We start from the raw sequence: 19,902 nt of genomic DNA, 5'->3' as shown, positions 1-19,902 counted from the left end.
TAGGGGCTAGGGGCTAGGGGCTAGCTATAATATTAACCACTCGATCGCAACGTCAAAACCTGCGGCGGAGTAGCATCAGGCGGATAAAGAAACTCAACCTGAACAGTGCGGCGTTCCCCAGACTTCATATTCATCGTCACCAAAGGTTCCCCCTGCTGACCTCGCCGCTGTATGATGTGAATATAGCGGTTTTGCGTCGCCCCGCGATCGTCATTATAAAGAACTCGAATCGTACCCCGAAAAAATACCCGATTATCAGGAGGATCGTAAAACATCAGACCCTCAGCCTGCTTATTCGCCTTCACCGGCGTTTGCATCTCAATACTAATAGTTTTAGCTTGCTTCTCTGGGTTGTATAAAGGAAAAGTCAAACTATACTGCACACCATAATTACCGTGAGCATAGTAAGCAGTATCGGGATAACGAGCCAGCATCTTCGCACTTTGAATTTGACCAGTCCCGAAAGTCCCCGTGTAAGTAGTGCTCAAAGCATAAGAAAACGCCTTTCCCCGTTGAGGTACGCTCAAATAATCCACCTTCGGATTATCCGTAACACGCGCCAACCACTGCGAACCTTCAGCAACTCCCGCCACACGGCCGTAAATCACTCGCGGACTAGCCAAACCAGGTAAAGTAGGAGCCAAATCTCTCGGCCCCGCTAAACGACCAGTCTTTAACAGCTTCTCCCACTGTTCCAAAGTCGGAAATTGCTCCTTACCCTTGGCATCCAAAGGAGCAAACATCGCTAAAGTAGCAATATATAGTGAGTTACTACTCGAAAGGCGCATCAGAGTAGTGCGGCCATTCGATGACGGCGTTACATTACCAACTGGTATCGGCAAATTGATTAACATCTGACTTCTACCCCCAGGAATCTCCATCGCCGCCGGAAAACTATCTTGTCTGCGCCCTCGGAGCACATCATTTGTCACCCGACTCCCAGGCCCAGCAAAGACCGTACCCAAAGGGTTTTCAAGATAAGAAGGTAAACTCACAAATAGTGCATCCGGCCGAGTCAGGTAGCTGACTGCTTGCAATACATCCAGATTGACAGGTTGAGAATTGGGATTATAGGCAATGATGCCCTGATAGAGAGTACGAGTTTGTTGAGTAGTTTTAGCCTTCACAATGTGGTGGCTAAATATGTCAAAACGGCCTTTGAAGGGAAAATTTAAGTGTGCAGACGGTGTTTGCTTTCCTTGCGAGGGGAAGGTAGAAAGCAAAATACCTTCTGTCTGCACCATTTCTGGACTGTTGCTATTGAAGACAGGAATGCTATCTAGTTGTCCAGGTAAAGGCCGGACTTCTTGAGTTTGCATCACCGGTTTGGGCGGAATGCGCGGCGGCGGCGGGTTCAGAAGTTCATCTGCCTCCGTTGGAACTTCTGGAGGGAGGATGACTTGTTGGGCAGGCGGTACGGGGATGGCTTGCGCCAGGGGCAAAATTGGCACGAACATTATAACTAGGGGCTAGGGACTAGGGGCTAGGGGCTAGGGGAAGAGAGGGGCGCTTAGGCTAGGGGCTAGGGACTAGGGGAAGAGAAAAAGAGGGACTAGGATGCTCCTATGCTCCGATGCTCAGGAAAGAGAGGAAGAGGGGCTACGATGCTCCGATGTTCAGGGAAGAAGGAACTAGAATCAAGGGTTTTAGGAACTCAGAGTCTACAGGGTTCGACACAAAACTTTACCACAATCCGCTTAATTTTTTCTTCAGTTCGCTAAATCTTTGCTAAAGGAAGAAGGAAGAAGGAAAATGCAGTAAACTATTCCTTTTTCCCCTTTTTCCCCTTTTTCCCCTTTTTCCCCTTTTCCCCTTTTCCCCTTTTCCCCTTCTTTCCCTAGCCCTCATCGGAGCATCCTAGCCTCTCTTCCTTCTCTTCCCCTAGCCCCTAGCCCCTAGCCCCTAGCCCCTCTTCCCCTAGCCCCTAGCCCCTAGCCCCTGTTCCTCTCTTCCCCTAGCCCCTAGCCCCTAGCCCCTAGCCCCTCTTTTCCCCTAGCTCCCAGGCGACCTACCAACAAAAAGAGAGAATCGAAGCCATAGCATACACCTAATGGGTTAATTTTAAAAGACTGGTTAATTATGCTCAGTAAAGGTAGAATAAGCCCCATTGTTTACCGTCATTTTGAGATAATCGTGCCATCTAAGATCGCTCAGTTAAGCGTTACTCTCCCAGACGAATCCCTGAACGGCAGTTCTGAACTCCCCTTCACCCTACAACAATTGAAGGCAGCCATTCCCTCAGAATGTTTCGTACCTTCCACCGGGAAATCCCTGTTTTACTTCTTTCTCGATATCTCAATAATCAGCGGTCTTTATGCGGCAGCACACGCCCTAGATTCCTGGTTTTTCTGGCCAGTATTCTGGGTGATACAAGGTACCATGTTCTGGGCATTATTTGTAGTCGGACACGACTGCGGACACGGTTCTTTTTCCAGATACAAATGGCTAAATAACCTCATCGGTCACATCTCTCACACTCCCATTCTCGTACCCTATCACGGTTGGCGGATCAGCCATCGCACCCATCACCAAAATACTGGAAACATCGAAACCGATGAAAGCTGGTATCCCGTCACCGAAACCAAATATCGGAGCATGAACTCTTTAGAAAAGTTTCTCCGGTTTGAGTTTTTAATGCTGTTTGCCTATCCGGTATATCTGTTTAAACGGTCGCCAGAAAGACCTGAAGCTTCCCACTTTAACCCTAATAGCGATCTGTTCAAACCTTCGGAGAAATGGGATGTCATTACCAGCACTATCTGTTTTAGTATAATGGTAGGGTTGCTGGGATTTTTGACCTATCAATGGGGCTTCATGTGGTTGGTAAAATATTATGCGATGCCTTACCTCGTGTTTGTAGCGTGGCTAGATTTAGTAACATATCTGCATCATACTGAGGCAGATATTCCCTGGTATCGCGGCAAAGATTGGTATTTTCTCAAAGGTGCTTTGTCCACGATTGACCGCGATTATGGGTTTATCAATAACATCCACCATAATATCGGCACTCATGTGGTTCACCATATTTTCTTGAGCATTCCCCATTACCACTTGTTAACTGCAAATGAAGCAATTAAGCCGATTTTGGGAGACTACTACCGCAAGTCTAAGGGGTCAATTTTAGGCGATTTTTGGCGTTCTTCTCGCCTTTGCCATTTCGTACCCGATCGAGGTAGTGCAGTTTATCACAAGTCTAAAACTGAATTAGAAGGTTAATTGTTAGTGGTTAGTGCTTAGTGGTTAGTTATTGATGATTCTATTCTGAGAATGACTGCTAAGCACTTCCAATTACCCATTACCGAAGTGAGTTCGATAACCGATCGGGTGTAATGACCCTAGTATATCTGTAGCTAGAAACTGCTTAGAAATATAAGCTGCTAGGACTTTTTAAGATGGGCGCTACGATAACCTCTGTCCATGAGTTCAGAATAATTTATCAGCAGCGCCCACCCTACAAGTCACAAAAATCAAGCTCTAAGTTGCACCGGCATCACCAGAAAAGTAGCATTAACTCCTCCCAAAGGCCTGATAATTACAGGAGCAGTTGCCTCATTTAACTGCATCTGAATTTCAGGAGAAGGAGCAGTTTTCAAAATATCAATTAAATACTTAACATTAAAGGCAATATCTATACTCTCCCCGGAGATTTGAGCAGACATAGATTCCGTACCGCTACCAACATCTTTGGCATCCACAGACAAAGTTACTTTCTGATTTTCAGCGTCGATACTACACTTGAGGATATTATTTTTTTGATCTGCCAAAACTGCAATTCTTTCTACTGCTGCTAAAAGCGATCGCCTTTCTAGCGTAATTAGCCGTTCAAAAGAGCGCGGAAGTAACTGCCGATAATTGGGATATTGCCCCTCTAAAGTCCGCGTTGTCAACCGTTGATCTGCCCATTCAAACACAATTTGACCTTGATCTAAATGTAGGGCCACAGGTTCGCTGCTTTGACCAGCCGCTACCATTTTTTCTATTTCTCGTAAGGCTTTTGCTGGCACAGTGATCTCAAATATAGCTGAGGATTCTTGAGTTGGTAATGAGGCTTCGTCATACTCGCGATCGCTCACTTTAGCTGTTTCTACTACCGCCAATCTATGACCGTCAGTAGCAGCAAATTCTAGGCTATCTTGCTGCACTTTTAAATGTACGCCAGTCAAGACTTGTTTTGTTTCGTCGGGGCTAGTTGCAAATAAAGTTCCTTTTAAGCCCGCTATCAAGGCTTCAGGAGGCAAATTAATCAATTCTCCTCCTTCTATTTCTGGCAATTCTGGGAATTCTTCGGGCCCCATACCCCTAACTGTATATTTGCCCGATGAGGATGTGACAGTTGCGATCGCCTCCCCCGCATCGTCATCTAAGCTAATCTCTCCATCTGGCAGCCTAGAAATAATATCATTAAGCAACTTCGCAGGTAATGTAAAACTACCGCCTTCATCCACCTGTGCTGCAAAGCTAGTGCGAATTCCCAGGCTAAGATCGAACCCTGTTAAACTCACCCGCTGGGTTTTTTCGTCTGCTACCAATAGAACATTAGCAAGTACCGGATGCGTCGGGCGAGAGGGCACTGCCCGACTGACTAGGGAAAGGTTGCTATTGAGGTCACTTTGTGTACAAATCAGTTTCATTGTAATGCTAAATGTAGGGCTTAGTATTTGTGGGGTTGAGTTTGAGAATATCTTGAGGAGTCGGTAAGTCCAATTGGGATTTAGAAACCGCCCTGACACAGAAGAAAATCTTATCACTATTGGCCTGAGCAATCCCACGCAATTTATCGCAGTGGCAGGTGGCAGGAGGCACAAGGCACAAGGCACAAGGCACAAGGCACAAGGCACAAGGCACAAGGCAGGTGGCATCGCGTCCTAATCGCCTTGGCGACTGCTATAAATTATAAAATTGTCCTAACGATCGTAGCGGTTGCAATGTTCGGTTTTGAGAGAAATTGTAGTCAGCGCGTAAGTTTTGTGAGAAAATATGTATAAAAATGTACTCAAGCTCTGCTAGGCGATCGCCTGAGAAAATAGTCCCTAGTATTGCTTGTGGAAAATGTGGAAAAAATCAGCAGATTACCTCTGTGCTTATGTTTCACGGCTGAATTCCCTGTGGAAAACTTGTGGAAAAATGGTTAAATGCGATCGCAAGCTTTTATACCTAGTATGGCTATAACACGGCTCTCTGAGCGGTTCCCTTGTTCTCAAAATATCGAATCCAGATTGGTAGTGGCTATAAAATTGAAAATAAATCGACATTCGGACGCAAGAGATTAGGGATAATAGGGCGGTTGAGCCAATGTCCGTCTGATTGCAGCATGGTAGTTAAAAAGCTGGGGCGGACGTATTTGTAGCGGGCGATAACCGTCTGGTCTTCTTCAACTTTAATATACAGACCTTCCATTAAGGATGTGCGATCTGTTTGGGCGATCGCGCGATCTGCGTCCAAACCTTTTTCCTGGCAAACTTGGCGTAATTGTTCTAGATGCCCAGGTTCAATATAATGGGAGTTGTCGATGAATTCTATCAGTTGTTTGTGATATTTAAGCTTACCTGCAAATAAAACTGGAACAGAAACTAGAGGTAATTCTGCTAGTAACTGTTTGCGGCTTTGGGTGCTGAGAAATTGCTGTTGCTGTCGGTCGAGCACGTCATATTCTAGGAAATAGTGAGGCAGAGCGTTATAAAATATGGTATGTTTAGCATAGAGCCATTCACCGTAAAGTATGTAGCGATCGCCTAACACTTTCCAGAAAGTTTCAGTATGGGTATAAGCCCACTGTTTAAACAAGTTAAAGTGTTTTTCTCGCTCTCCTCCTGTGAGGTAATGACCTCGGCTTTGGAGCAACATTTGACCATTCGAGGCAAAGCTGATGGCAGCATTAGCACCGTCTACTTTTTCTTCTACAACTGTAAACTGAGATGCGATCGCGCTAAAGGGAACGCTATCGAGATCCTCATCCCCCGGTTGTAGCCGCGAACCTTCAATGTGATGAGTGCGAGGATATTTGTAAATTTGCTGCTGCATGAGCTATACCACCTGCTAAGACGGTGACGACGTTCTTAATTGCTAAAACTTAAAGTGTGGTAAGTAGAAGGAAGAAGGAAGAAGGATTTAGTTATGTATGAAAGAAGGAAGAAGGTTTATACAATCAGCTTTTTAGCCATCTCGATCTTATGTTTAATTAGGTGGAGCTACTTATTGGACTTAAGAGCGATCGCTACTCACAGATGAGGTGTAATTGCAACAACCGTAATCTGTCCCTGACCATGCCCATAATACCAAAAAACCCGAAAAGCTCCCGGCGTTTTATTCTCAACATAAGCCTCAAAAATATCCTCGCCATCAGGGCCAGACAGAGCCTCAAACTTGTGACTATTAAGACCGGGATGACGCAAATTATTTGCCATCAATCCCAGCGTTTTCCTCACCTTATTATACTTCTTAAAATCATGTTCTTGAAGATTAGCTAAATACTGTTTCGCCTCAGTTGAAAATTGCAGCCGGAACTTCATTAATCCTCAATCTCCAAATCTGCATAATCAGCGAAGTCCCCCAAATAGTGAACATCACCTACCGCTGCCTGTTCAAGTCCACGCAGCACAGACGCAAGGGCCTCTTGATTCCGCCACAACCACCGTTCGTACTCAGGAATATTTTCCATTGGGTCTAGCAAGATTTGTCCATCATCATTACTGAGTACGCGGTACTCAGTCGCCTTTGTTTCCAACTCCAGACTTAAGCAACCTTGGTCATCTGTTTTCACAGGTGCTTTAATAAACCGGAATTTTTCGTTCGTTAACATAACGCCTTTTCCTAAAATTCTGATAAATCCTTGCTTAGTTCTATTTTAACACAATTCATTGCCCAAGACTGAATATATTCGATCGTGTCTCTTAGTCATGTCTCACTCAATTAGATTGTAATTAAAGTTCACAAACAGCAACTATTAAATTCATAAAACTTTGTCGTCGCACTCCAGGAAACTTAAGGAGGCAGGAGGCTCTTATGTAAGAGGCAGAAGGCAGGAGGCAAGAAAAGCAATGACTTAAGCAATTAAGAACGTTGTAACCGTCTTCGGGGTTGCTATAACTCGATCGTTGTTCCAATACGAGATCGCTCTTTTACTCACTAAGAACAAACGACGAAATAAAAACTTCATTAGTTCCCTCATGGCTACTAGCAAATTTATTCACTTAACTGGCTAAGATAGCTTAGTGGTTGGTGGTTAAGTAGGAGAACAGATAACAATTACCAACAAAAACAAAACTTATGCAAAACAACTTTTTTAGCCAGTAGCCTTGTGGTGGGTTATGATGCGGTCAATTTTTTTCTATTGGCGTGTCAAGTTAATCGTCACGCCTAACCCAACCTACTAATATGTGCGATCGCCCATTAGCAATTAGCCATTAGCAATTAGCCATTAGCAATTAGCCATTAGCAATTAGCCATTAGCCATTATAAATTATCTTCCCAATCATCCTCATAAAGTTCTTCAAATCGATCTAAAAAGTCAGCCAGAATATCAGAAGATATAGCTAAGTTTACATCCTTCTTTTCATCCCAACCCCAAGCATTTATACCGACTACCTGACCTGCAAGATTAATTAACGGGCCACCAGAGTTAGCGCGATTAATAGCTGCATCTATTTGCAGCACTTTGACCTCAGTAATTACCTCCATGTCCTCATCTCCTCCAGATTTTTGTGACACTAAAATATTGCTAATTGTGCCTTGATTTACTGTGGAAGCAGTTTCACCTAAAGGATAGCCAATAGTAATAACTTGCTCTCCCTCTTGAGCTTCAAAAGATAAGGTGACGGGAGGATATTCTTGGGGAATTTCTACTTCTTCCCCAGTGTCGCGATCGAGGATAAAATCGGTGATAAATAATATCGCCAAATCTTCGTCTGAATTGCCAGTAAAAACTACTTCTGCTATTCTCAGTTGCTCGTTGGGAGTTTGCACTAAAATCATTGCACTTTCGTCTTCTTCATAGAGGGTATCTTCCTCTGCAATGTCGGCGACAATGTGGTAATTAGTGACTATGACATCGGGGCCGACGAAAAAGCCGCTACCAATAGCAATTTTTTCTTCTGTATCCCAATTGATAACATAAACTGAAACTACGGATTCTAAGACTTTCTCAACGGAGGCTGATATTTTTCGCGACTGGGTTTTTAGCTCGTTTAATTGCTGTCGTAAGGCGGTACGAGCTTCCTGCATCTGGCGATAAATGGCCTTAGATTTTGATGGTTTTAACTGAAATTTTTCTTCGATATCCAGATCGCTCATTTTTGGCTTTCCCTCGATGGAGATAGGTTATTTATTGGTGATTGGTATGGCTTTAAAGCTAATAGCTAATACAGGAACTAAGGACTGCTGGCGAAAACTTACAGATTGGGATTGCTTCGCTGCGATCGCAATGACTGAAAATACTGCTCGCAATGACTGAAAATGGTGTTTTCGTATAATTCCTGTAATTGTTTTTTCTTCCCATTAGCTATTAGCTATTAGCTATGAACATTCAACTTTGATTGCTATTAGGAACCGCGATTAACTAGGGCAAAGATTTCTTCTAAGATTTCCTGTGCTCCCTGTTGCCGTAAGCGGTGGGCGAGGTCAATTCCTAAAAGTTCGGCGGTGGCGGCGGCACCTGTGACGGTATCTTTGATTAATCTTTGACCATCGAGACTGGCTACTAATCCTGTTAAGGTTAGTTGGTCGCCTTCGATTTTGGTATTAACACCGATGGGAACTTGACATCCGCCTTCTAGTTCTCGCAAAAATGCGCGTTCGGCATAACAACGTTGGGCAGTTTCGGTATGTTCAAGGGCTTTAATCAATTCTAAGATGTCGTCGTCTCCGGCGCGACATTCGATGCCGAGTGCTCCTTGTCCAACGGCGTGGAGGGAGATTTCTGGAGAGATGATTTGGTGGACGCGATCGCCCATTCCTAATCTTTGCAATCCGGCTACTGCTAAGATAATGGCATCGTATTCGCCTTCGTCAAGTTTAGCAAGTCTGGTGTTGAGATTGCCTCGAATATCTTTAAATTCGAGGTGGGGGAAGTGATGCCGTAGTTGGGCGAGTCGCCGCAGGGAAGATGTGCCGATGACTGCGCCTGGGGGGAGGGTTTCGAGTTGTTTGTCTTGATGATTGGCGTGGACTACAAGAGCGTCGGCGGGGTTTTCCCGTTCGCTGACGCATCCCAATATTAAGCCTTCGGGCAAGTTTGTGGGTAAGTCTTTGAGAGAGTGTACGGCGAAGTCGGTTTCGTTGCTGAGCATTCCCACTTCGAGCTCTTTGGTAAAGAGTCCTTTGTCTCCAATTTTGGCGAGGGGGACATCGAGGATTTTGTCGCCTTGGGTGGACATGGTGTGGACTTCAAAGGTGCATTGGGGGAAACGTTGCTGTAGCTGTTCTTGCACCCAGTAGGTTTGGACGAGGGCGAGTTGGCTTTTGCGGGAACCGATGCGGACGGTGCGTGTGGGTGCGGATGTGGTTGGAGACATAAGAGCGATCGCGTCAAAAGTGCCAATAGAGTCACTCGATCTAGACTACCGCAGGTGGGGCCTGCTATTAGAAGACGTTTACAGGAGTTAAAGATTGTTATTGTAACGCTGCCCTCTGGGTGGCGATCGTACCGCCAGGGGAGGGCATTACAAATTATAGTTTATGGCTGCCCTTTTCCCAGTAGCCACCGTGTGATGCACCACGCTAAGGCCGCGATCGCGATGCTGAGGCTAAATGAGAAGATGAAGGGATGGGGTACGGGGATGTGATAGTTTTGTAGGGTTGTTAAAAGTTTTTCTGGCCCGCTAGAGGCGGCGATACCGCCTGCGGCTAAGCCTACGCCGATCGCTTGAATGCTTTTCTCTAGTTTTTCCCCTCGCTCGTTATCTGCTTTCTCGTTATCTCTGAGTAGTTGTTGGGTTTCGCGATCGCTTCTGGCTTGTTCGATCTCAACTATGCCTCGGATGGAGGCGATCGCGCTTTCGATTAAGTCTGTCCCGTGTTTGAAGTATCCTAAGTCACCCGCGATTTGCGATCGCATATATGGCGCGGTTTTTCTACGGAAGTGATTTAAGATAGATAGTTCTTCCTTATCAACTCCCACTTTAACACGAATTTGCTCTAATTTTTCATTGTAATTGTTAAGATTTATCGCAATTGTATTGTCATAATCTTCTAATTTTGTTAGCCCTTGGGTATAAGCCAGTGCAATTCTCAGGAGTTTTTTTAACTCCGTCTTAAATTTTTGTAAATTTTCAGGAGTCAAGTCAGTATTTAGTCGATCTATTTGCTGTTGCAACTCTCCCACATTATTCTCGACTTCCCTGTAAACATCCAACAGTTTGCCGTGAATTTGCCGGCTGTTTTGAAAGGATTTAATAATTTTATTTCGGTAGTAAAACAGGTCTAATATTTCCTGCTGGTAAATACCCAGCTTATCTTCCGATGCTTCGTTGTGGGGAAACCAGACAAGCAAGTGCCGATAATTAGCAATTTGCTTAGTTAAACCATACTCAAAAATCGGACTGCCAAATAACTTATCGTGGCGGTGGAAAGTAGGGCGATATTGTGCAGGAAGTAAAGCGTTGCAGCATTTGTCAGCTAGAGATTGTAGTTCTTCTGGACTTGCTGACTGTAATTGTGAGGGTAATTTAGCGGTAATTAAAATGGTTTCCCCTAAAAACTCTTCACCGGTGACAATTCCTAATAAATTTTGCGGGTTAAATTTACTCAGCAATTGTGGGGAAACTTCCTCCATACAACTATCCGGTAAACCGACATTCAAAAATAGGGCATAACTGTCTCCAATCTGGAGAGGGAAAGCAAACCCGCTGACTTCTAATTCACGATTTTGATCGTTGATTTCCGTCTCAAAATTTAAGCTGATATCTGCTGGCAATAAATCAACTCGGAATTTAGACGGTGGTTCGGGAAATTGAAGCTGGAATTTAAGTTTTTGGGAGGTAAAGCTTTCTAAAAACTCATCCGCCCAATTCCAAAGGGGATTATCTTTACCCCTAGTACCGCTGATGAGATGGAAGGCAAAAATATAGACATTAGGCTTTAAAATTGTTTCGATTTCAGTCATTAATTTTCTGGGTTATTTGATTTAATCCGCTTTTCTAAACATTCTAGCAGCTTGGGAAATAGGCGGGGAAAGTGATTTTCTTCTATATTTTCGTCTCCTTGCGGTTTACTAGCTTTGGGGATAACTTTGCCTCTGGTGGCGGCTTTTACTGCGTTTGTAATTTCGTCATAGTCGCTACACCAATCGCTAAGAATATCGGAAATTGTTTGATTTGATTCATTTTCTGCCGCGACAACTTTTGTCTCAAGGGTTTTTAATCCGGCGGTGGCTGTTTCGGAAAATAAACTAGGACAGGTTTTCAATACTTTGAGAAAAGAATCAATCATTATTTCTGGATTCATGGCTAAATTGCCTCCTGGTAATTTGGGGTTTGATAATTCTATTATATTCACAAGGGCAGGACTTACGCACGCGGGGACAAAAACCCGGTTTCTGCGTCAATATTCCTCGAAAACAGCCAGGGGTTAAAACCCCTGTCTCAAAGATCGAGTCCTCTGAAGAGGACTAAGAAGACTTTGAAATTTAATTAGTCCTCTTCAGAGCGTTCCACGGGCCCGGCGTGCCCGTTATGAATCACAGAAACAGTAAAGCTAGCCCAAAAGTTGCCAGTCGGATATATTATCCCTGTGTCCTGAGAGTCAAAGACCGACAAATCAATAGTGCGATTTTGAGCCTGATTCAGAGCGTGGTCGTGGGCATGATGATTATGACATTGGTGAAGGGCTATTACCCTATCCCGTTGAGGAGAATCTAAGATCACATCCGCCCACCAATCGGGACACTTCCTTTCGTTCGAGCGCCAAGAGGAGTCATCTAAATGATCCGATGCAAGATAAGCAAACCTGTTGCGGGTGAAATGTCTAATTTCACCCAGATTAACCCAAATGCCGCAGGTATAGATATTGGCTCACAAGAACACTGGGTTTGCGTTCCACCTGATCGAACGTCACAGAATGTACGTAAATTTGGCTGTTTTACCCCTGACTTAATCGAGATGGCCTCATGGTTAGTGGAATGTGGGATAGACACCATCGCGATGGAATCGACAGGAGTCTATTGGATACCAGCCTTTCAAATTTTTGAAGCCAGGGGTATCGAAGTCAAACTGGTGAATGCCCATCACGTCAAAACCGTACCGGGCAGAAAAAGTGATGTGTTGGATTGTCAATGGTTGCAACAGCTACATACTTATGGTTTATTGTCCGGTTCCTTTCGTCCTGATGACCAAAGTTGTGTTCTACGTAGTTACATTCGCCACCGCGATAACTTAATCAAAAGCAGTAGCAGCCACGTACTGCGGATGCAGAAAGCATTAATTCAAATGAATCTGCAACTACATAAAGTCATCAGTGACATCACAGGAGTCACTGGGATGGCATTATCCGCGCCATTGTAGCTGGAGAAAGGGAATCCTCAAGTCTTAGCTAATTTGAAAAATTCTCGGATTAAAAGTAGTACCGCAGATATTGCTAAAGCCTTGAGTGGAGACTATCGAGTTGAGCATATATTTGTGTTAAAACAAGAGTTACAACTCTACGACATCTATCAAGAGCAAATTGCTAGCTGCGATGTGGAGATTGAGCGATATTTAGCTAGCTTTGCTAGCGAAGAAAACCATCCTCCACCAGACCCTCCCAAACGGGGTAACAGAAAGCCCAGAGGTCACGAACCCAATTTTGACTTGCGCCATCAGTTGTATCGGATTAGTGGAGTAGATTTTACTCAAATCCCTGGTTTTGATGTCCTCACAGTACAAGCTCTGCTCTCGGAAGTCGGATTGGATGCTACTCGTTTTCCCACTGTTAAGCATTTTTGTTCTTGGTTAGGGTTGTGTCCGTCTGCGAGGATTACAGGCGGTAAAGTCAAAAGTTCTCATACCCGTTGTGTAGTTAATCGGGCTGCTAATGCCTTCCGTTTAGCTGCTCAATCTTTATCTCGCTCTCAATCAGCTTTGGGGGCTTTTTATCGTCGGTTACGAGCCAGATTGGGCGCTCCAGAGGCTAATACCGCTACTGCCCACAAGCTAGCCCGCATCTTCTATCACCTCTGGAGTACAAAAACCGCTTATGCCGATTCAGGTGCTGACTATTACGAACAGAAATATCGACAACGTATTGTCTCTAAGCTGGAGAAAACAGCTCAATCTCTTGGGTTTGAGCTGGTTGCTTGCGCCTCAAAACTAGATTGAGTTTCTGAGGAGGACTTAAGCTATTAGACAGGGGTTTTAACCCCTGGCGGGTTTCAGCTTAACTTGACATGATGGCAAAGGCTTGTCTCGATTGCCATTTCCTGAGAAATCTATTGCCCAACTGCACAAAACGCCGCCCAGAAATGGGGAGATTGATAAGGTTTATTTTCTGGGTTTTCACCCCATTTAATATAATCTTGTATTTCCTGTTTCTTGGCATCTGCAATTAACTGACAATCTGCCACCCATTCTACCAACTTTTGCACAGTTGCCTCCCTTAGCCACAACTGCGACTCCCGCAAAGCGATGGCCACAGGCGGCCGAATTTCCGATAGCAAAAGTTCATAAAACCTGATCATCAAAATAGCCGTAGATACATCATTAACTGCCCATAAAGTGCTAATTACATTCGTGGCCCCCGCATAGAAAAAACCGCTAGGCAATCCGATATACTCATCAGTGGTATCTCTAATATCAGTCAACCCAGTTTCGCAGGCGGAAAGGGTAACTAAACTGCACTTATTTAACTTTAAATCAAAGATTTCTGTCAGCGTTACGCATTGGGTAATATCGAAGATTTCGCCTCGGCGGGAACGAATATAACTTTGGTTGGAGGAAACCCCCCCTAGCCCCCCCTTGGTAAGGGGGGGACTTCTCTTGTCTCGCCATTTGGTAAGGGGAAATCTTCTCCTGTCTCCCCCCTTGCCAAGGGAGAATTTTCTTTTTTCTCCTCTCCAGTCTCCCCACTTGGTAAGGGGGAATCTTCTCCAGTCTCCCCCCTTACCAAGGAGAAATCCTCTCCAGTCTCCCCCCTTACCAAGGGGGGATTAAGGGGGGTTACTTTCGACCCAGCTAAGATTAAAGCGGATTTCCGGGGATTGGAAAAGTCGAAAAAACCGTGACAAGAAAAATGCGCGATATCGGCATCTTGTAACCCGGTAATTCGTTCCTGCAATCCTGTCTTACTTGCCTTTTCCCTCTTCAAAACTTCGGCAGGATTAAAGGATTTAGCAATAGCTTCAACTTCGATATCGGTGAAGTCTAAATCTTCTGTCGGGTTTTGAATGGCAAACAATTTTCTCGGTGATGAATCTTCCCCAGGCGGATTTACCCGCTGAGATAATAGTAATAGCTGACAACTGGGAGTATATCTCACGCCGCCAGGGAAAAGATCGAGGAGACTGCCAGTTTCTTCTACATTTTCCCTGAGTCGGCGACTGGTTAAGGCGTGAAGTGGTAACAAGTGCAAATATCGGAAGGGAACTAAGATTAATCGCTTACAAGTTTCCGGGAGGCGAGAAATTATTTCATCTATATGTAAGATTTCAGCTAATTTTTCCAGGCGGGTTTCTAGCTGGTTTTTCCAGTTGTCGTATTTTTCATTATCTTTGATGTCGTCGATATATTCCCGTTGAAATTCCTCTAATGCTTGCAAATCTTGTTCGGAAGATTCCCAAACATCAACCCCCCCAACCCCCCCTTGGTAAGGGGGGGCTAAGAAGGGTTGATAGGTGACAATGAAAACTTTAAAGCCGTTAAAGGTAATGTACCATTCCAAAATTGCCTCATCTTCAGCTAACAGATTGCCAATTTCAGCAAAACTAATCGGCTGTGGATTTTGCGGGACACTGCGGGCATTGTAAAATAATTCTACGAGGTTTCGGGTTTTGCTGCGTTCGACGTATTCTAGGGCGGCAGTTTGGTTTGCCATTGCTAGGCAAACTTCGACCATTTCCTGATAAAGTTTATTCCATTCTTCAGCTAATTTCTGTCTGTCTGCTTCACCACCGATAATGATTTCACTCCGCATTAATTCGACTGTCTCAATGGCAGTGTTAAAGGTATCGTAAGCTGCTGGGAGTTGGGAATTATCCCGGTAGGCAAGTCCGAGGTTATATAAAGTTTCAGCATTATTGATCGGAAAAGCCTCACGGGTGTAAACTTCCAAAGATGCCAAATAAGCCGCGATCGCCACTTCCAAATTCTCTGCTTTTTCCCCTCTGATTCTGTTGCCGTAGTCAGCCCCCAGATTGTTTTGAAACGCTGCCCAATATTCCGAGTAAGCTTCGCGAGTAATAACAGTTAACCCAATCTCCAAACAAGCGATACTTACCTCTAAATTACTTGCCCGACTGCCTTGCCGCAGACTAGAAAAACCCAGATTAAAGTTGTGTAAATTAATAGCACAATTGAAAGCTTCTTCATCCTGCAACTTTCCCAGAGTTTGAGTTGCCCAGTCTCGCCGCAAAAATTGGGCAAAACCCTCGTCTATCAACTCTAAATTAGCCTGCATAATGCCCATTTCTTCCTCGCGATCGCAGGTGAGGAGGGCATCAATCAAATTTTGATAAGCTTGGCGGCGTAGTTCGTCCATTTCAGGTAGGGAGAGATTAGCCGAGAATTATTATTTAGTAATTGTATCATAAATTTATGACTTACACAAAGAAACCGGGTTTCTCTGACAAATCCCCGATTCTCAACTAGATATCTACGAAGAAACCCGGTTTCTAACCTCGACGTGGGTAAATCCTAGTTGATATTAATCTACTTAAAATATACTTCGCATTGACTGAGTTTAGCAGCCATTACTTCTAGATGTCGCCACCATTTTAAGCCGACTACCCATATCCGCGAGGGCAAATGTCCAGGTGGCGCTGTGCGACTAAAGTTTAGGCCTTCGTAGGGATTATGAGGATTATAAGTAAGCCAGCCAACGCGATCGCAAAATTTCGCGTAATCATTGCCAACACTATCATAAATTTGCGTTTGTATGCTATAGCCAAATTGCCCGTTACTGTACTTCACCCACAGTTGATTAATTGTCTCCAAATCTACACAAGGTAAATTATCAATTTCATTGGGATGAAGATAACATTTAGTTGGTTTACCCAAAGCTTGACAGAGAACTATCCAAGTTTCTAGATCCGCTTGTTTCCATTTTTGTGCTGCTAGTAAATGTTGCAATTGAGTGTAATCAACACCTGCTGCCGATATCAAATTATCTCCAGTAGGTTTAACAGACCAAGGTAGGATTTTTACCAGAAAACTAGGACGAAATGGTGATGAAACCGATTTCACTGGTGTAAGCTTAGACTTGACTACTTTAGAAGTTTTGCTAATAGCTGGATTAGTGCTAGCGATCGTGTCTTTTAAAACTTCTTCTGCCGACTGATAGCGTTTACCCAGAGAATGTTCTAGCAATTTATCTAAGATTTTACCGAGCTTAACCTGGCTTTGACGAATTTTATTTAAGTTGTCACTGTTACGAGTAGGTAAAAAATCTCGCCACGCCCAACGGTCATTTACCATGTCATACATATCCCAAGGAGAAACACCTGTCATTAAGTGAATACAGGTAACGCCTAAACTAAATAGATCGCTAGCTGATATCGCTTTTCCTCGCGATTGTTCGGGGGCCATATATTCGGGAGAACCAATAATCGTACCCGTATGAATGACAGCATTGTTGGGAATCATTTTAGCAATCCCAAAGTCGAGTAAAACTGGTTTGCTATCGCTATTGCGGCTAATAATATTGCTTGGTTTAATGTCGCGATGAATGATAGAATGTTCGTGGATAAATTGGAGTACGGGTAACAAGTCCCGTAGCAATTCCCAAATCTCCTCTTCGTTAAAAATCCCTGTTTGGCGCAATTTTTGGGAGAGAGTTAGCCCTTCAATAAACTCTTGAACTAGATAGAGAAGGTGATTTTCTTCAAAGTGGGCTAATAGTTGAGGAATTTGAGGGTGTCCGCCAAGTTGGTTAAGGCGCAGGGCCTCTTGGCGAAATAATCTAGCGGCTGTATTGTAGCTTTCTGGGTCGTGAGTGGGAAAGGAAAATTGTTTGATGACGCAGGATGGTTTGAGGGGAATTTGTTCATCGACTGCTAAAAAGGTTTTCCCAAAGCCACCTTGACCGATGGGCCGCATGGGTCGATAGCGTTGTTGAAGTAACAACCGGGAACCGCAACTCTGGCAATGTTGCGCTGTGTCTGGGTTTCGGGGGTTTTGGCATCCAGGGGTGACACAGTGGGTCATGGGGGAGAGGGGCTAGGGGCTAGGGGCTAGGGGCTAGGGGGAAGAGGGGGAAGAGGGGGGAGAGGGGGGGAGAGGGGGGGAGGAGTGGGGGGAGATGGGGGAGGGAGGAGACAGGAAAATTTTTAGTGAAACTATGGACTTATGCGAAGGTAAAGTGTTATATTCATAAATGTCAATGTGATGGCGAGCGTAGCCAAGTGGTTAAGGCAGTGGTTTGTGGTACCACCATCTCGTGGGTTCGAGTCCCATCGTTCGCCCTTTAATCTTGAATAACATATTTATTGTCGCGTTGGTTTAGTCTTTTTAACTAGGCGATCGCTTTTGATTGAGGTCATACGTAACGCCGCCATCTTGGCGGTTAGGATACCGCCAAGATGGCGGCGTTACGGACTTACCATCTCGCTAAGGCCCCCCAGACGGCACCGGAGATGATACCCCAAATCGCGCCTAAACCTGCGGATGAGACGATCGCACCTAGTAAGGTTCCAACTTCCACTGGTGGCGTACTATTAAATACAGGTAATGCCGCAGACAAGACACCGCCTAAAATTGCGGCGGCGATCGCACCCAAAAAACTACCCCAAATCGTACCCAAAATCGCGCCTTTGCCTCCCGAAGGCTGAAACGCTGCTGGCAGCTTGGGTGCAGCCCCAAAAGCCCCCAATAACGCACCTCCGAGACAACCTCCTACAGAACCCAAACCAGCCGAGATCACAATCACCTGAACTAATAGAGTTGCCAATTCCACAGGGGGAGTATTCTTACCATTGAGTTCTGGCCAGATTGCAAACCCCAAACCTAAAAGAGCTCCAGCAATTGCCCCTAGAAAAACGCCCCAAATCATCCCCAAGAATGCCCCCTGTCTTCCCCAGACGCGGCCTACAGGCATCGCCCAGGGTGGCTTAAAACCACTCCAAACAGCGCCCCAAAAGGTACCAGCGCAAAGACCAGTTGCGATCGCTTCTCCAATCTCAGGTTTGTTGTTAATTGCGCCAAATACTACACCGCCGATCGCAGTTAACAACAAAGCGCCGGAAATCGCACCCAAAAATATACCTGCCCATTTTCGCCCAACTTGATTGGGTGGGACAGTTAATACGCCCCAAATTACGCCAAAGAAAATTCCCCAAATTGTACCTACAAAGATTGCGCCCAAAATTGCACCGCCATCCCGATCTGTTGCGGCGTAAATTCCACCTGCGATCGCCGCCAAACACAAACCGCCCCAAGCTGTACCCCAAACGGTATCCTGAACAAAGCCTCGAAATCCGCCAATAGGGGGCGATTGTACCGCCGGAGTGCGGTGTGACATCCCAGTAACAATCAGCGGTACTGGGTATTGTCCCAATTGACGAGTTAAACCCCTCTGGGGTGTGGGGGATGTCTGCATCTGGCTGCGCTGTTGTGGTACTGTCACAATCTGAGGCGGCGCTTGCTGTTTGCGTTTAGCCTTCATCGGTTGCAAGTTCTGTCCGCTGCGGACGGCGCTACGGGAGGGGAAGGGATCGCGGCCTTTGAGTAACTTGGCGCGATCGCACCAAGGACAAGCTTTTAAATGATTCCCATATTTATGCTGAGTATTCTTATGGCAAGTTACCAGCGCATCTTCGGCTTCTTTTAAAGCACTAACCCAACTTTTAGCATCTGGACGGTTGACAGGGTTTTGATTCCCTTCCTCAAAACACCGCAGAAACATCTGCCGCAAAGTTGGGTGTAAAATGTCCCAAGGCGGTGCCGCAGGCATAGGGCGAAAGGGAACTCGTTTGAGGGCGTAGGGAAAATAACCTGATTTTATCCTAATTTCTATGGGCGGAGGTTCGCCGCTACCTTGATAAACTCCTGCAAAAGGGTGCGTCCCTTCCATTAATAGCTGAAAAATTAGCACTGCTAAGCCAAATAAGTCATGTTCTGGAGTGCGATCGATATTGCGGAAGGTTTGACCCTGCAATTCTGGGGGCGTAAACTCTGGTTTACCTACAGGACAGCGGTAAACGTAGCCCGTGTAAGGATCTCGGACTTGAAAGGAATCAGTATCTACGAGAGTAACTAAGGCGGTGTCGGTGACGAGGATATTCGACTCGTTGACATCTCCGATCACGTAACCTCGAACGTGAAGGGCGTTGACAGCGGCGGCGAGGTTGCGGGCTGTACGGTGTAGGTAAAGATAATTAAATAGGGGCTTTTGTTCGCGGCGAGTTTTGGGGGTGTAGAAGGTGTGGATCGGGGCTACCTTGGTAACGCGGGGCATGAGGAAGCCGACGATTTTTTCGGTAGTGCCGGCGGTTCGCAGTAAGTCAATGGGCCAGGCAATTGAGGCGTGTCCGGGGGCTGCGATCGGCGCGTCGGGCGGCATACTGAACATTACTGTCAGTTTGTCTGCGTCTTCGTCTGTGGGCTTATGGTAAATTTTTGCTACTAGGGAGGGGTTTTGCAAGACTGCGTAAATGCGGCCTTCTCCGCCCGATGCGATCGCGCTACGGGTGTCTAAGGTAATTAATTGTCCGCTGAATTGGCGTTGCAGTTGCATAAGAAGGGGCTAGGGGCTAGGGGCTAGGGGCTAGGGGAAGAGGGGAAGAGA

Annotated in this window: 14 protein-coding genes, 1 tRNA gene and 1 pseudogene; 3 read left to right on the top strand and 13 right to left on the bottom strand. The window is 45.4% G+C overall.

Annotated features, from left to right (window positions below; translation table 11 throughout):
• Window positions 1–32: 32 nt before the first annotated feature.
• Complete coding sequence (locus OSCIL6407_RS0110465) at window positions 33–1,457, bottom strand: DUF3370 domain-containing protein (RefSeq protein WP_007357157.1); 1,425 nt, start codon at window positions 1,455–1,457, stop codon at window positions 33–35.
• A 676-nt stretch (window positions 1,458–2,133) separates the two neighbouring features.
• Here OSCIL6407_RS0110465 and OSCIL6407_RS0110460 point away from each other — a divergent pair.
• Window positions 2,134–3,216 carry a fatty acid desaturase gene (locus OSCIL6407_RS0110460; protein ID WP_007355710.1) on the top strand — a complete coding sequence of 361 codons (1,083 nt, stop codon included), beginning with the start codon at window positions 2,134–2,136 and terminating at the stop codon, window positions 3,214–3,216.
• 251 nt (window positions 3,217–3,467) lie between these two features.
• Here the strand turns inward: OSCIL6407_RS0110460 and dnaN are convergent, their stop codons facing one another.
• The 8 genes from dnaN to OSCIL6407_RS0110415 all read right to left on the bottom strand — a co-directional run bounded on the left by dnaN (window position 3,468) and on the right by OSCIL6407_RS0110415 (window position 11,439).
• Window positions 3,468–4,631: a DNA polymerase III subunit beta gene (gene dnaN, locus OSCIL6407_RS0110455; RefSeq protein WP_007355709.1), complete on the bottom strand. Its 1,164-nt coding sequence runs from the start codon at window positions 4,629–4,631 to the stop codon at window positions 3,468–3,470.
• Between the two features lie 595 nt (window positions 4,632–5,226).
• The gene (locus OSCIL6407_RS0110450; RefSeq protein WP_007355708.1) at window positions 5,227–6,021 is read right to left on the bottom strand and encodes an RNA ligase family protein; all 795 of its coding nucleotides are present in this window, start codon (window positions 6,019–6,021) and stop codon (window positions 5,227–5,229) included.
• Between the two features lie 197 nt (window positions 6,022–6,218).
• On the bottom strand, window positions 6,219–6,509 hold the full coding sequence (locus OSCIL6407_RS0110445) for a type II toxin-antitoxin system RelE family toxin (protein ID WP_007355707.1): 291 nt from the start codon (window positions 6,507–6,509) through the stop codon (window positions 6,219–6,221).
• Window positions 6,509–6,799 carry a hypothetical protein gene (locus OSCIL6407_RS0110440; protein ID WP_007355706.1) on the bottom strand — a complete coding sequence of 97 codons (291 nt, stop codon included), beginning with the start codon at window positions 6,797–6,799 and terminating at the stop codon, window positions 6,509–6,511. Before OSCIL6407_RS0110440 ends, OSCIL6407_RS0110445 begins: the two co-directional genes overlap by 1 nt.
• 653 nt (window positions 6,800–7,452) lie before the next feature.
• Window positions 7,453–8,220 carry a S1C family serine protease gene (locus OSCIL6407_RS0110435; RefSeq protein WP_267879549.1) on the bottom strand — a complete coding sequence of 256 codons (768 nt, stop codon included), beginning with the start codon at window positions 8,218–8,220 and terminating at the stop codon, window positions 7,453–7,455.
• Between the two features lie 317 nt (window positions 8,221–8,537).
• Entirely contained in the window at window positions 8,538–9,509 is a 972-nt protein-coding gene (gene hemC / locus OSCIL6407_RS0110425; RefSeq protein WP_007355703.1) for a hydroxymethylbilane synthase, read from the bottom strand.
• A gap of 161 nt (window positions 9,510–9,670) precedes the next feature.
• Window positions 9,671–11,098, bottom strand: coding sequence for a hypothetical protein (locus OSCIL6407_RS0110420; protein WP_007355702.1), 1,428 nt, complete (start codon window positions 11,096–11,098; stop codon window positions 9,671–9,673).
• The gene (locus OSCIL6407_RS0110415; RefSeq protein WP_007355701.1) at window positions 11,098–11,439 is read right to left on the bottom strand and encodes a hypothetical protein; all 342 of its coding nucleotides are present in this window, start codon (window positions 11,437–11,439) and stop codon (window positions 11,098–11,100) included. The genes OSCIL6407_RS0110420 and OSCIL6407_RS0110415 overlap by 1 nt, the downstream gene beginning before the upstream one ends.
• A 515-nt stretch (window positions 11,440–11,954) precedes the next feature.
• On the opposite strand from OSCIL6407_RS0110415, the pseudogene OSCIL6407_RS30525 reads away from it, so the two are divergent.
• Window positions 11,955–13,286: pseudogene (locus OSCIL6407_RS30525) on the top strand (IS110 family RNA-guided transposase).
• Between the two features lie 110 nt (window positions 13,287–13,396).
• Here the strand turns inward: OSCIL6407_RS30525 and OSCIL6407_RS30520 are convergent.
• From OSCIL6407_RS30520 to OSCIL6407_RS0110400, 3 genes are all read right to left on the bottom strand, one after another.
• Complete coding sequence (locus tag OSCIL6407_RS30520) at window positions 13,397–13,828, bottom strand: CHAT domain-containing protein (RefSeq protein ID WP_234709950.1); 432 nt, start codon at window positions 13,826–13,828, stop codon at window positions 13,397–13,399.
• Window positions 13,829–13,911: 83 nt separating this feature from the next.
• On the bottom strand, window positions 13,912–15,660 hold the full coding sequence (locus OSCIL6407_RS30515) for a CHAT domain-containing protein (RefSeq protein WP_051045169.1): 1,749 nt from the start codon (window positions 15,658–15,660) through the stop codon (window positions 13,912–13,914).
• 170 nt (window positions 15,661–15,830) lie between these two features.
• Window positions 15,831–17,324 carry a serine/threonine-protein kinase gene (locus OSCIL6407_RS0110400; protein WP_026103699.1) on the bottom strand — a complete coding sequence of 498 codons (1,494 nt, stop codon included), beginning with the start codon at window positions 17,322–17,324 and terminating at the stop codon, window positions 15,831–15,833.
• Window positions 17,325–17,507: 183 nt separating this feature from the next.
• On the opposite strand from OSCIL6407_RS0110400, the gene OSCIL6407_RS0110395 reads away from it, so the two are divergent.
• A tRNA-His gene (locus tag OSCIL6407_RS0110395) sits at window positions 17,508–17,581 on the top strand.
• A gap of 134 nt (window positions 17,582–17,715) precedes the next feature.
• Here the strand turns inward: OSCIL6407_RS0110395 and OSCIL6407_RS0110390 are convergent.
• The gene (locus OSCIL6407_RS0110390; RefSeq protein ID WP_026103698.1) at window positions 17,716–19,851 is read right to left on the bottom strand and encodes a helix-hairpin-helix domain-containing protein; all 2,136 of its coding nucleotides are present in this window, start codon (window positions 19,849–19,851) and stop codon (window positions 17,716–17,718) included.
• Between the last annotated feature and the right edge of the window lie 51 nt (window positions 19,852–19,902).

Source organism: Kamptonema formosum PCC 6407 (assembly GCF_000332155.1).
Taxonomy (GTDB): Bacteria; Cyanobacteriota; Cyanobacteriia; order Cyanobacteriales; family Microcoleaceae; genus Kamptonema; species Kamptonema formosum.
This window is presented reverse-complemented; position numbering and strand designations above follow the sequence as displayed.